This is a genomic window from Dyadobacter sp. CY345 (assembly GCF_021502725.1).
GTDB lineage: Bacteria > Bacteroidota > Bacteroidia > Cytophagales > Spirosomataceae > Dyadobacter.
In genome coordinates this window covers 1993557-2006574 of sequence record NZ_JAKFFS010000001.1, presented here as the reverse complement: position 1 = coordinate 2006574, position 13018 = coordinate 1993557, and the positions used below count along the sequence as shown (strand labels likewise).

At 42.8% G+C, this 13018-nt stretch carries 11 protein-coding genes; 1 reads left to right on the top strand and 10 read right to left on the bottom strand.

The features are described 5' to 3' along the window. Positions 1-16: 16 nt before the first annotated feature. Complete coding sequence (locus L0657_RS08520; RefSeq protein WP_235150161.1) at positions 17-634, top strand: YdeI family protein; 618 nt, start codon at positions 17-19, stop codon at positions 632-634. A gap of 52 nt (positions 635-686) precedes the next feature. Here the strand turns inward: L0657_RS08520 and L0657_RS08515 are convergent, their stop codons facing one another. From L0657_RS08515 to L0657_RS08470, 10 genes are all read right to left on the bottom strand, one after another. After that, positions 687-1190: a heme-binding domain-containing protein gene (locus L0657_RS08515; RefSeq protein WP_235150160.1), complete on the bottom strand. Its 504-nt coding sequence runs from the start codon at positions 1188-1190 to the stop codon at positions 687-689. Between the two features lie 35 nt (positions 1191-1225). Continuing rightward, positions 1226-2326, bottom strand: a complete 1101-nt coding sequence (locus L0657_RS08510; protein WP_235150159.1) for a VIT1/CCC1 transporter family protein — start codon at positions 2324-2326, stop codon at positions 1226-1228. Positions 2327-2371: 45 nt separating this feature from the next. Continuing rightward, entirely contained in the window at positions 2372-3505 is a 1134-nt protein-coding gene (locus tag L0657_RS08505) for an efflux RND transporter periplasmic adaptor subunit (RefSeq protein ID WP_235150158.1), read from the bottom strand. A gap of 7 nt (positions 3506-3512) precedes the next feature. Next, on the bottom strand, positions 3513-7871 hold the full coding sequence (locus L0657_RS08500; protein WP_235150157.1) for a CusA/CzcA family heavy metal efflux RND transporter: 4359 nt from the start codon (positions 7869-7871) through the stop codon (positions 3513-3515). A gap of 41 nt (positions 7872-7912) precedes the next feature. Beyond that, positions 7913-8473, bottom strand: coding sequence for a YceI family protein (locus tag L0657_RS08495; protein ID WP_235150156.1), 561 nt, complete (start codon positions 8471-8473; stop codon positions 7913-7915). Next, positions 8463-9377, bottom strand: a complete 915-nt coding sequence (locus L0657_RS08490; protein WP_235150155.1) for a DUF5777 family beta-barrel protein — start codon at positions 9375-9377, stop codon at positions 8463-8465. The genes L0657_RS08495 and L0657_RS08490 overlap by 11 nt, the downstream gene beginning before the upstream one ends. A gap of 12 nt (positions 9378-9389) precedes the next feature. Then, the gene (locus tag L0657_RS08485) at positions 9390-9830 is read right to left on the bottom strand and encodes a Rieske 2Fe-2S domain-containing protein (RefSeq protein WP_235150154.1); all 441 of its coding nucleotides are present in this window, start codon (positions 9828-9830) and stop codon (positions 9390-9392) included. A gap of 175 nt (positions 9831-10005) precedes the next feature. Further along, positions 10006-11379: a HAMP domain-containing sensor histidine kinase gene (locus L0657_RS08480; RefSeq protein ID WP_235150153.1), complete on the bottom strand. Its 1374-nt coding sequence runs from the start codon at positions 11377-11379 to the stop codon at positions 10006-10008. An 11-nt stretch (positions 11380-11390) separates the two neighbouring features. After that, positions 11391-12059 carry a response regulator transcription factor gene (locus tag L0657_RS08475; protein ID WP_235150152.1) on the bottom strand — a complete coding sequence of 223 codons (669 nt, stop codon included), beginning with the start codon at positions 12057-12059 and terminating at the stop codon, positions 11391-11393. A gap of 278 nt (positions 12060-12337) precedes the next feature. Beyond that, positions 12338-12583 carry a hypothetical protein gene (locus L0657_RS08470; protein ID WP_235150151.1) on the bottom strand — a complete coding sequence of 82 codons (246 nt, stop codon included), beginning with the start codon at positions 12581-12583 and terminating at the stop codon, positions 12338-12340. Positions 12584-13018: the final 435 nt, after the last annotated feature.

Below are 13018 nucleotides of genomic sequence, written 5' to 3'. Positions count from 1 at the left end.
CTTATCCCTTGTTACGATGCAAAAACAAAAAGGTAAAACAGAAGATGAAACTCCAACTTTTTGCCCGAAAAGCAGAGAGGAATGGCGTGAATGGCTTCAAGAAAACCATGATGAAAAACAGGCTGTCTGGCTTATATATTACAAGAAAAAATCAAATCAACCTTCCGTATTATACAGCGAAGCTGTCGACGAGGCACTTTGTTTTGGCTGGATAGACAGTAAAGCAAAACCGCTTGACGATGAAAGATTTATGCAGTTTTTTACCAGAAGGAAAGAAAAAAGCGTTTGGTCAAAAGTAAATAAGAATAAAATTGAGCGTCTAATAAAGGATAATCTTATGACGAAAGCTGGTTTTGAAACAATAGAAAAAGCTAAAAAAAACGGCTCCTGGACGATCTTAGACGAAGCAGAAGCACTTATCATTCCTGCTGACCTTGATGAAGAACTTGAAAAAAGGCCCAATGCAAAACAATATTTTTCAGGTTTGAGCAGGTCAGATAAGCGAAATATTTTGCAATGGCTGGTACTTGCCAAAAGAGTGGAAACGAGAGAAAAACGAATATCTGAAATTGTGGAACTTGCCGACAAAAACCAGAAACCGAAACAATTTAGTGGACAGAAAAAGAGTATATAAAATCGTTTCAAAAGAATGTCTTAAAATGTAAAATTCAAAAATCCCGGATTCTCTAATTTGTCGTCGTCCTTTTCTTCATTTTGAGACTATCAGCCGGATATTCATTCTTCAAAGTCATCATTTGCTGTTTTGCCCAGGTTACCAGTACCTCCCGCTGCTGATCAGTCAGATTTGCTTCTTTATGCAGTCCAAAAAAAGTATACGATTCCAGCGGCATTTCCTTTTCTTCTACAACTTCAATGATTTCATCAAATTTGTGGTTTTGAACAGCGATAGGAAGTTTGGTAAACGTAGAGAAGTTTAATTCACCTTTCCCCTCCTGCACATGATTATCCAGAAACCAGGCGACCGGCTGAATGTTAACGTACCATGGATACGCCGTTTTGTTACTGTGACAATCATCGCAAGCCACCCTCAAAAGTTGCTTTACTTCACCGGAAACCGGATATTTCAGTGCCATATTATGCGACTGGTCGTCTGAAAGATTTTTTTCGGGTTTGATAAACTGAATGATTAACAAAATGATAAGTAAACCGAGTGCGATTTTTTTGAACATGATCAGGGAGTTTTATGGTGAAAAATTGAAAAGAGTTAACCGGCCACTGAAACACCTATTAATTTGCCGATTCCAAACGTAATCGCAGCGGCTGCAAGTCCAAAAAGCACTTGCCGGAAACCTGAATACCACACACTTTTCCCGGTAAATAAGGTAATGGCTGCACCGATTAAAAATAAACCAAATGCACTAAAAACGGTACTAGCCAGAATCGCCTGTGTTCCGCTCAGGAAGAAAAATGGAGATACAGGAATAATGGCACCCACAGAGAACAACAAATATGAAGTAATAGCCGCTTCCATAGCTGAGCCTTTCAAATCCTCCACGTTGATGCCCAGTTCTTCCTTGATCAGTATGGCCATTGTGTTGTCCTTATTCAACATGATCTCACTGGCCATTTTCCGGGCTTGCTCCGCCGGAATTCCTTTGGCCTGATAAATGAGCGCAATTTCTCTTTCCTCTCCTTCCGGATTCGTTTCCAGTTCATCCATTTCCAGCTGCATCTGATTTTCACTGAGTTCCTGCGAGCTTTTCACTGAAATCCATTCGCCCAAAGCCATGGACAACGCTCCTGCCAGCAGACCTGCCATCCCGGTAAGCAGTATTTCCTTTTGCCCGATGGCAGCACCCGCTATACCCATCACCAAACTAAAATTCGAAACCAGGCCGTCGTTTCCTCCAAGTACCGCTGCGCGTAGAGCGTTACCTCCCACCGACCGGTGTCGTTTTTCAAATCTGGTCAGGGCCGATCCGGCGACCTTGGGGTTATTCTCCAGTATGTTTTTTAATATCGACACATGTGCCGTATCCGAGATAGAGCTGGCAGATCTGTTCTTATTTCTTGCGTTGGCTACCGACGAAGCTATGCTTTTTTCTGTATCCAGAAGCACCCCCAGAATATAATCGTAACCAAAAACTTTACCGATTGTATTCAGGATTTTTGCTCTGGCAGAAGGGCCCGGTAATTGCGACAAATGCAATCCATTTTTTGCCATAAATGCCAGCGCATGGCCATGTTCTATTTCACTCATTTGCCTGAACACACTCGCCACATTTTCGTCAGCCTCGTTTTTGGCAAGAATTCCGTAAAGAAAACCTGCATCAATTTCCGTTTGAATGTTTTTTAGACTGACCATGGTTGTTTCACTAAGTGAAGGTTTGGGTTTGGCTTTTTACAAAAACTACTCTTCCGATTTATTCTTCAACGACATCAAAAGTGAATACGCGCCATTGACCACACATGGCTGATTTTCAATTTTTTCCTTTGAAATAATCTCTGTAAATCCGTTTTCCGAAGTACCTGTCTGCACTGCTTTCATTTCAAACTTGCCCGTCCTCTTTGGAATAAAAATATACTGTTTATTTTCATAAGTAACAATGGCATCATCAGGCAGTACGAGCACCGAACGGGTGTCGAGTTGGATGTCGGCGTTCATGAACATGCCGGCAAGCAGTCCCGGCTCATAATTTTCAAAATGCGCATGCAATTCTGCGGTCCGTTCCGATGATAAATCCTTACTGATCAGAATAATTTCGCACTGGTATTTTTTGTCCGACGCATTGTTGGTATAAGCCAGAATCTGCTGACCAATTTTTATTTTATCCAGATCCTTTTCAAAAACTTTAAGCGCGAGATGTATGTCGGTAGGATTGATCAGTTCAAAAAGTACTTCCGTAGGAGAAACATACCGGCCAATATTGACATTCACTTTGGATACATAACCGTTGATAGGCGAATGAATACTGACACTTCTGGATATGTTTTCCTTCGTCAGCTTATCCGGATTGATGCCTGCCAGTTTCAGTTTTTCCTGCAAGGATTTCATCATCACCTGCTGGCTGCGGAATTCGGATTCCGCCTGCTGGAAGATTTTATCACTGCTCGATTTGCTTTTGTTTAAATCTTTCTGGCGCAAATAATCACTTTCGAGGTAATCGACCCTGGCCCTGCACGTCAGGTAATCCTGCTGCAACTGGATATATTGCTGGTCTTCCATCACCGCCAGCACCTCCCCTTTTTTCACCCGCGTGCCCGGCAACAGTCTGGTCGTTTTCAAATAGCCACCCAGCGGCACACTGATTGACACCAGGTTTTGCGGTGGCACATCAATTTTCCCATTGAGTTTCAAAACCGAAGAAACCTGTCTTTTTTCCGGCACGGCCGTTTTAATCCCCGCATTCTGAATTTGCTTTTCACTCAGTGATGCCACATTCGACGTTGTCTTATTTTCGGTCGTTGCTGGTTCATTTTCTGCCTTTTTCGAACAAGCCAAAAACAGGCAAAAAAGTAGGCTATATATCAAATATTTGGTCATGGCAGGTTTAATTTTGGAGGTAATAATCAAGATCAATGGCTTTGCTGTTCAGGTTCATCAGGGCGTCCAGGTACAGGCTTCGTATTGCACTGGCATGGTTGATCAGCTGTACCCATTGCAGGTAATTGATGCTACCGCCCGACAGTTGCTGATTGGCCGTCGTGGTGATCAATGCGGCGTTATTTAGTCCGGTCGTTTCATAATATTGGACTGCTGTCAGAAATTTACGGTATTCTGCCAAGGCCGACAAATATTGTAATCTCAACGCTTGTGCCCCCGCCTGATAAGTCTGACGGCTGATTCCTTCATTGATCCGGGCAGCATTGACCCTTGCCTTTTGCGCACCTGCAAAAATCGGAATTCCCAATCCAATTTGTGCGGACTGAAATCGTTGAGCGCTACCATAATTCTTGTCGTCCGCACCCGTGCCACGCATGCTCATGTTGTTGTAGCCAATATTCAGCTGCGGCAAAAGTTTAGATTTTTCCACATCAATACCGGCAACTGCGATCTGTTGCTGTTGCATGAGCAATCGCATTTGGGGGTGGTTGTCAAGATTTACCGAATCAAAAACTGATACTGAATTATAACGGTTTCCAGCCGGATGCGGCTCGGGATTATCCGATGAATTTAATAACAATTGAAATTGTAATCTGGACAAATTCAAATCGGATTCCAGCTGCTGCCTTTGCATGTTGATATCTGCCAGCTGGGTTTCGATGGTTGTTTTTTCGAGAACATCACTTTCGCCCTTATCAAACCGCTCCTGAGCCCTTCGGTAAAATCCGGTATACAGACTGTCTAGTGAGATCAGCAATGCTTCCTTTTTCTTTTGGTATAAAAACATATAATAAACCTGCGCAACATTTCTGCGCAGTTCATTTTCTCTCACCGCTACATTTAAAACACTTCCCGAAAGTTCACGTTGCAGAAGTGTTTTTTGTTTTGCGTAAACAACAGGTAAACTGAATGATTGCGAAATGTTAAGACGCGTGTCGGTGTAAAAACTGTTGATCTGCCCGGCTTCGATCTGGAAACCCGTTTGCGGTAAAACAACTGCCGTTTTTACAAGTGCTTTCTGGTATTCTGTCCTGAGTTTTTCCGTTTTGAGATTTCGATTATTCGCCAACGCCATCTCCTGAGCTGTTTTCAGATCCATTTTATTCTGAGAAAAACCAGTTGAATTATTAGAAAAAATAATAGCCGGAATTAATAAGGAAACGATTTTCGCTTTACCATTCATTTTAAACTTAAATCCATTTTCAAAAAACAAGTACAGTACCGGAAGGACAAAAAGCGTGAGAAAGGTTGCGACCAAAAGTCCGCCGATGACCACCGTAGCCAATGGCCGCTGCACTTCGGCACCTGCGCCGGAACTGATCGCCATCGGGAAAAACCCAAGCGACGCCACAAAAGCCGTCATCAGCACAGGCCTGAGCCGGTGTTGGGTCCCTTCCAGAACGGCCTCCCTGATGTCCTTCTGTTTTTCTTTTCTGATCCGGTTAAATTCGGCTACCAGCACAATTCCGTTTAAAACGGCCACACCAAAAAGCGCGATAAAACCAATTCCGGCACTGATACTGAACGGCATACCACGCAGTGCCAGAAAAAATATCCCGCCAATGGCAGAAAGCGGAATGGCTGAGTAAATCAGCAGCCCGTCTTTCACCGAATTGAAAGCAAAAAACAAAAGGACGAAAATAAGCAGCAACGAAACCGGCACGGCAATCATCAGCCGCTGTTTGGCAGCATTCAGGTTTTCGAAAGAACCTCCGTAAGTTACGTAGTACCCCGCCGGAAGTTTCAGGTTTTGGTTTACCTTCGTTTGCAGCTCATTTACAATGGTTTGCACATCCCTTCCGCCAATATTAAATCCGATAACGATTCTTCTTTTAGCATCCTCGCGTTGGATCTGGTTCGGTCCATCCTGAATGATTACCTCCGCAAGTTGATAGAGTGGAATCTGTGTCCCGTTCGGCGCGGCTACCAGCAGGTTGCGGATATCTTCCAGGTTTTTCTTGCGTTCGCCGCTAAGCCGGACCACGAGTTCAAACCGCTTTTCGCCTTCGAAAACCATACCGGTACTTTGTCCAGCCAGCGCGGTGTTTACCGTTTTATTGACAGCAGAAATATCCAGTCCGTATTGCGCCAGTGCGTTGCGGTTGTAACGGATCGTGATTTGTGGCATACCGGCAACAGCCTCGACATATAAATTTTTCGTACCCTCGACCTGATTCACCATAACGCCAAGTTTCCTGGCATAAAGCGCCAGTGTATCCAGGTTTTCACCAAAAATCTTACATACCACATCCTGACGTGCGCCAGTCATCAGCTCATTAAAACGCATCTGCACGGGAAACTGAAACCCGGCTGTGATACCCGGTACTTCTTTTAACGCCTCACCCATTTTTTCAGAAAGTTCAGGAAAAGTTTTCGCCGACGTCCAGTCTTTTTTGTCTTTTAAAATGACCATCATATCACTGGCTTCCATTGGCATCGGATCCGTCGGGACTTCACCGCTGCCTATTTTGGTAACCACTTTTAAAACCTCCGGAAATTGGGTTTTAAGAATATGCGCCGCTTTCGTCGTATTTTCTATTGTGGTGGTCAGGCTGCTTCCAGTCAGCACGCGGGTGTCTACAGCAAAATCGCCTTCTTCCAAAGCCGGAATAAATTCTCCACCCAGCGTGGTAAGCAGGTATACAGCAGATGCGAAAAGGATCAGCACGGATGTCAGGATCATTTTGGGATAACGGATTACCCGTTCAAGCGCATGGCGGTATTTCTTTGCCAGCTTGTCCATAATCCGGTCCGAAAAGCCGGGTTTTGTCTTGATCTTTTTGCTCAGAAACACAGCACTCATCATCGGTATGTAGGTCAGCGACAATATGAATGCGCCCAACAAAGCAAACGCAACGGTTTGTGCCATTGGTTTAAACATCTTTCCTTCAATACCCTGTAAAGTGAAAATGGGCAGATACACGATCAGGATGATGACCTGGCCGAAATCGGCACTGTTCATCATCCGGTCGGCGGACTCATTCACCTCTCCATCCATCTGCTGCTGGGTCAGGCGCGTGAGGCCGGCAAACTTTTTATTGTGTGTGATCTGGTGCATGACCGCCTCGACAATGATCACTGCGCCATCCACGATCAATCCAAAATCAAGCGCGCCGAGGCTCATCAGGTTACCGCTCACGCCAAAAGTATTCATCATAATGACCGCAAAAAGCATCGCGAGCGGAATTACCGACGCCACCAGCAACCCTGCCCTAAAATTTCCCAGAAACAGCACGAGCACAAAAACCACGATAAGCGCGCCTTCCAGCAAATTTTTTCCAACTGTTCCAATGGCATTGTTGACCATTTTCGTCCGATCCAGAAAAGGTTCGATCACTACACCTTCTGGCAGCGTTTTTTGGATCTGGGCCACACGTTCTTTGACGTTTTTGATCACCTCACTGCTGTTTGCGCCTTTGAGCATCATCACCACGGCACCCGAAACTTCCCCTTTGTCGTTGTAGGTCATGGCGCCATATCGGGTAGCGAAACTCGTTTTTACATCGGCAACGTCGCGGATAAACAAAGGCTGACCATCGGCCAGGGATTTAACAGCGATATTTTTGATGTCTTCCAGATTTTCTACCAAACCTTCGCTCCGGATGTATAGCACCGTCGGGCCTTTTTCAATGTAAGCTCCACCCGTATTCTGGTTGTTAATTTCTAATGCGGTGAAAACATCATTGATGGTGATGCCGTATGACAGAAGTTTCTGAGGGTCGATTTCGATAGAATATTGCTTCAACTTTCCGCCAAAACTGCTGACTTCTGCAACGCCTTTTACGCCAAGCAGCTGACGGCGGACAATCCAGTCCTGAATCGTGCGCAGATCTGTGGCGTTGTATCGGTGTTCGTAACCTTCTTTGGGACGAACCACATACTGATAAATTTCACCCAGTCCGGTACTGATAGGCCCCAGCTCAGGCGTGCCGATTCCCTTTGGAATTTCATTCTGCACTTTCAAAAGCCGCTCGGAAACCTGCTGTCTGGCCCAGTATACATCGACATCGTCGTCAAAAACGATGGTTACCAGTGATAATCCGAACCTTGAAAAACTCCGGATTTCTTTCAAACCCGAAATATTATTATTGGCCTGTTCAATTGGAAAAGTAACCAATCTTTCGATATCCGTTGCGCCGAAAGAAGGTGCAATCGTAATGACCTGCACCTGGTTATTGGTAATATCGGGCACGGCATCTATCGGGAGACGTGTGAGCTCATAACTTCCATAACCGATCAGGGCCACGACGAGCAGTCCGATGATAAGCTTGTTATTTACTGCAAACCCAATAATTTTATTTAGCATAACGATATGATTTGACGCTGAGCCGGAATATTGTGATCATATCAGCTCTTTTTAGGAACCAACACAAACTTATTTTTAACAGCAATTGATTCAGAGATCTTGGCGATCACCAGGGTTGGCACCTCGATTTTATGGTCCGCCAGTTTTACATCAAAATCAGAAGTCAACGTGATTTGTCCGCCACTGATAACCATCTGCCCTTTGATACTTTGGTTCTGTTTTACACCATGCATGTCCATAATCCCGTCCGCATGAACAGCGTAATTTCCGTCTTTACTATAATCTACCGGTTCCTTGATTTTTCCGGTAAACACTGCCGCCGGATATTTTTCGGTTTCCATATAATTTTCATTGAAGTGTTCTTCCATGAGTTTATTCGGAAAATGAAAACTGCGCTGCTGCATTTTAATCGCAATTTCTCCGTTCGCAGAATTGAGTATAACCAAGACCTGCTTATTAACCGCAGCAATATTTTCGAGCGGCGTTTCGGAGAAAAAACTGGTCTCGCCCGTTTTGGTCATATACAGTTGTCCATAACAGGTAATGGCAATAAGCTGGCTGATCATCAGCACCAGCATCACTTTAAATGTTTTAGTATCCACTGGATTTGCGTTTTTTACTTTTGTCAAAACTGAAAGTCCTGGCCACGTTAAAGCCGTAGAAAATATCGCCGTTGTTCCATTTTCCCGTTGTTTGTCCAATGAACTGTTTTTCAATCATTCCTCTTGAATTTGTCAGGTGAAGCTGGAACACGTGGCCACCCGTTTCTATATCAAAACCTAGTGATAGCGTATTGGTGAAGCGCGGGTCCCGTTGAACTGTCCCGGCAAAGTTTTTCGGCGTGTACCAGTACTCAACATTGAATGACGTCCGTTTCGTCAGTTTATAGCGTCCGCCCAAGCCCAGCGCATACAGATTATTTGCATCGATCTGATTTTCTGCTAAATTTCTGTGTACAATCGTCGGTGTTAACTGGAGTGACAGTTTCTCGCTGAACTTCCTGGCAATTAGAGCCTTAAAAGTGTAAGTCTGCCGCTGAACAATAGTATAAAATGGAAGTTCAGTTGAAGAGGTACTAGCATTATGGGCGTCGCTGGCAAAAAGTGTAATCGAAACAGGCATGTTTTTAAAGCCCGATGACTGTCTGAGCAAACGATATTTGGCGAAAACGTCAATGGTTTTCTGGTAACTGCTTCTGCCGATTCCGATCATCAGACGATCGCTAAGCCCATATTCCAAAGCCAGCCTTATCTGCGATTCGTCAAGACCGAAGAAATTATTGGCTCCGGAATTAACCGCGCCGAAACGGTGAGAAATGATAAAATCCATGTTATTTTTGCCGACCGTCTCTACCGAATGTCCGTTGATAATCCGCGTTCCTTTGAAAGTTGCCGCGCTATACACCGTCGCCGAATCCTGAACCTGATCCAGCTGTTTTAACAAATCCTCCTGCGCATAAGCCCATGAACTCATCATGACCATTGCAATGGCTAAACGTATTTTCATTCTCATGTTATGTCAGGCTGTGATGGTTAGAATATTTCCGGTCAGACTTGTTGTATATACCCGAATCCCCTTTTTTCCTTCACTATTCAGCCCTTTTCCGGTGTTATCGTATTTTGCTCCGTGAGCAGGGCAGTAAAAATGATCTGTTTGGTACATGATCTGGTTTTTTCCTTCGTGGCTGCATGTAAGCGTGGCGGCAATGTATTCGGTGGTATTACTTTTAGCAATCACAACACCCTCTTTGACTACATAACCGCCATTATTTTTCAATGCAGCATTTTCAGATGCAGTTAAGTCCACCGTCAGGTTTGTAGGCACAGGACTGACGCGTTCATTGGTACAGGATTGAAGATTTCCCGCAAAATATACCGCAGCCAAAGCCGACCCGGCAAAACCTAATTTTCTTAAAAATTCGTGGCGATTAATATTTTCGGCATTCTTTGTGTGGTCCATAATCTTACATAATTAAATGATAGTCTGAATGACATCTCAAATGTAGACCTGGCTGCCTTAGCGTTTCCTGAAGATTATCTTAAGGTTGGCTTAAGATTTTATGAAACGGAATCAAATTATCGGCAATAGTAGTTACTGATACTTTCTTATAATTGATTTTAGAAGCACTATCATCTTAAAAGATCAACTCTGCCGAGGTGCCCTGTCCTGGCTGACTGGTTATATTAAATTCTATTTCCAGCAGCTGGCACATTCTCTTTACAATAGAAAGTCCCAGTCCATTTCCTTTAATTTCAGGGTGCTGTAAAGGATTAGATCGGTAGAACGGTTCCTGGATTTTCTCTATCTCCTCCGGTGAAATTCCTATGCCCTTGTCAATAATTATGTAGGATACCCGGTTCTCGTTTTTTCTGATTAAGATAGTAATATTTTCGTTTTTTAAAGAGTATTTAACGGCGTTCGAAATCAGGTTCTCTATGACAATATCAATCATATACGGATCAGTATATACGTTAGTTTGCTTATCACTTTCAAGATTTATGGAAAGTGCTTTTTCAATAATCTGCTGCTCTTGTCTCTGCAAAATAGATTCAGTCAACTCAGAAAGATCAACCTGCTGATGATCCATGGCTTTTTTCTGGCTTTCAAAACGGGCTAACAGCAACAACTGATCCACCAGATAACTTATCCTGTCAATTTCCCTGATCGCCAAAGCAACTTTGTCGATATATTCTTCTGCGGACCTTGGCTTACGGATTAAAACTTCCAATGTTCCTTTGATGACTGCCAGCGGCGTTCGTAGTTCATGCGATGCATCGGAAGTAAACTGTTTCTCGCGTTCAACAGCACTTTCGATCCGGTCCATCAGATCATTAATGGTAACAACGAGCCTGTTCAGTTCATCTTTTCCTGATGGAATTGGAACACGCGCGCTCAGATTTTCATTGGTAATTTTACTTGCTGTATTGATCACGCTCAGTACCGGTTGTATACTTTTACCTGCAATCAATCTTGTTACAAAAAAGAGCACCAATAAAACGATCGGAAAGGCAGTCAGCAACACAACTCTAAGATTATCCAAAACTTTTTCAGATTCATTGATCGGGATCGCAACGATAAGATATCCCGCCAATTTTTCATTTTCTTGCAATTCGACCTGAATCTGGGCAATGGCGCGTCCTTTCAGTTTTGTCTGAAAAATTTCCTTATTTTTTTGAGATAAATCAGCCGTTAAAAAATCCTGTTTCAGGTTTGGTGATTTCTCAATAACCGCTCCGGATTTATCCGTTATCTCTACGAATACCGGATTAACTTCCAGCTCACGATGTTCCCTTTCAAACCACTCTTCCTTGTCAGCAATGAAAGGAACGCCGTTTTTCACACCCACCTCATAAAAATGCTTGTCAGCCTGGAATGTGATATCCTTTTCCAAACCTCGAAAAACGGTAAGACTTACAATATGATAAATCACAAAAAATATCAACGTTACCAAAAGCGCTGTACTTAACGTGAAGTTGAAGGCAATCTTATTTTTGAAAGAAGTAGTCATCTTTTTAGGGTTCAGATTTCTTTTGCAATATAGCCTATACCCCGAATGGTCTGAATGTAGTCTTCTTCTTTGGCAAGTTTGAGTTTCTTTCTGAGTGAATTGATATATACGTCAATAACGCCGGTGTTGTACTCAAAATGTATGTCCCAGACACTTTCAATAATTCTTGTCCGGCGGCAAACTTTTCCCTTGTTTCTCAGCAAAAACTCCAAAAGTCCGAACTCTTTTTGCGTTAGTTTTATTTCTTCATTTTCCCTGAAAACCTGATGCGACTGGGTATCAATACGGATAGGGCCTAAGGTAAACTCGGCTTGTTCCCCGGTTGCGGGGCGCAGTTGTACCTTAATTCTTTCTAAAAGCTCCTCGAAGCTGAATGGCTTTTTAATATAATCGTTCGCGCCGGATTGTAATCCAAAAATAGTATCCTGCACAGTATCGCGGGCAGTAAGAAATATGACAGGCGTTTTTGCAAAATGTTTTCTGAATTCACGGCAAATCTCCACGCCGCTTTTACCAGGCAGCATCCAGTCTATCAATAAAAGATCATACTCGCCTGTTAGCGCCATATCCAGCCCTATTCTTCCTTCCGACGCCGTATCCACGGCATAAGATTCCTCTTCCAAACCCTGTTTTAGAAAATTCAGTATTCCGATTTCATCTTCTATGATCAGGATTCTCATAAAGTTTACTTTTAAAATTTTTCGCGACAAATGTAAATCTAACAGTTTGATACCAACTGTCGCTGCAAAATAAAAGGTACGAGCCTATAATCGATCTTAAATAATTCTTAAGATCGTCTTAAAATATGTGTTTGAAACAAGATAGCTGTTCCCAGATATAACCTTAATAATCTCCGTAATCGAGAATAAAAATCTTGAATTTTCATCAGGATTGGCCTCTGTGGATAAATTACAGATTCACTTTGATATCGAAACCAACTGACAGAAGTTTTTTACAACTAATCAATAGCCCTGTTGACCGGCATACGATACAGCTTTTCATCTTCTCCAAAATAATAAACATATGACCCATGAACTCCTAAACCTATTTTTGGTCTTTTGTCCGGGTTTGGCTGTGAAGAAGCAAAGGATTTGCTCACTGTTAAAATGAAAATACTCAGGCTAAGAAAAACCAGAGCGATCGACAAAGAAATAACCAGAATTTTCTGGTTTGTGCTTGTTAATTTTTGAAAGATATTTTCCATCAGGATAAAATGTTGAAAGATTGTACAGCTCGCAATATCAAAAATTGTTTATGATTTCAGGTCAAATTAACGATTAATTAACAGGCTCCACATTTAAACAGTACCAGATTTATCGCAGCATATACAACAATAGTTTGTATTCATAAGGCTTTCTCCAAAGCAAAGACGCTAACCTCCAAAACCTCAGACTTCTATCTCAAAAACTTAGAAAAATCTAAATCTAACCTTTGGTATTTTTATTACAATTTATTCCATAAATAATTCATTAACAAAGCCTTGTCTCGTCTGTGCTTCTCGGCAACCTGGATATTCCATTCCTAGCTTTCGGAAATTATCATATTGTTAAATAAGCTGCGGCGGAAAGTTCGGAATAGCCGGATTATCTAATTTCGCCGCCTCAAACCCATTAATTATTTTCCATACCAAAAATTTACT

Excerpts from the sequence above, each read along its gene's own strand:
- L0657_RS08480 (WP_235150153.1), bottom strand. The coding sequence starts at position 11,379 with ATGACTACTTCTTTCAAAAATAAGATTGCCTTCAACTTCACGTTAAGT.
- L0657_RS08510 (WP_235150159.1), bottom strand. The coding sequence starts at position 2,326 with ATGGTCAGTCTAAAAAACATTCAAACGGAAATTGATGCAGGTTTTCTT.
- L0657_RS08520 (WP_235150161.1), top strand. The coding sequence starts at position 17 with ATGCAAAAACAAAAAGGTAAAACAGAAGATGAAACTCCAACTTTTTGC.
- L0657_RS08500 (WP_235150157.1), bottom strand. The coding sequence starts at position 7,871 with ATGCTAAATAAAATTATTGGGTTTGCAGTAAATAACAAGCTTATCATC.
- L0657_RS08470 (WP_235150151.1), bottom strand. The coding sequence starts at position 12,583 with ATGGAAAATATCTTTCAAAAATTAACAAGCACAAACCAGAAAATTCTG.
- L0657_RS08475 (WP_235150152.1), bottom strand. The coding sequence starts at position 12,059 with ATGAGAATCCTGATCATAGAAGATGAAATCGGAATACTGAATTTTCTA.
- L0657_RS08515 (WP_235150160.1), bottom strand. The coding sequence starts at position 1,190 with ATGTTCAAAAAAATCGCACTCGGTTTACTTATCATTTTGTTAATCATT.
- L0657_RS08490 (WP_235150155.1), bottom strand. The coding sequence starts at position 9,377 with ATGAAAATACGTTTAGCCATTGCAATGGTCATGATGAGTTCATGGGCT.
- L0657_RS08485 (WP_235150154.1), bottom strand. The coding sequence starts at position 9,830 with ATGGACCACACAAAGAATGCCGAAAATATTAATCGCCACGAATTTTTA.
- L0657_RS08505 (WP_235150158.1), bottom strand. The coding sequence starts at position 3,505 with ATGACCAAATATTTGATATATAGCCTACTTTTTTGCCTGTTTTTGGCT.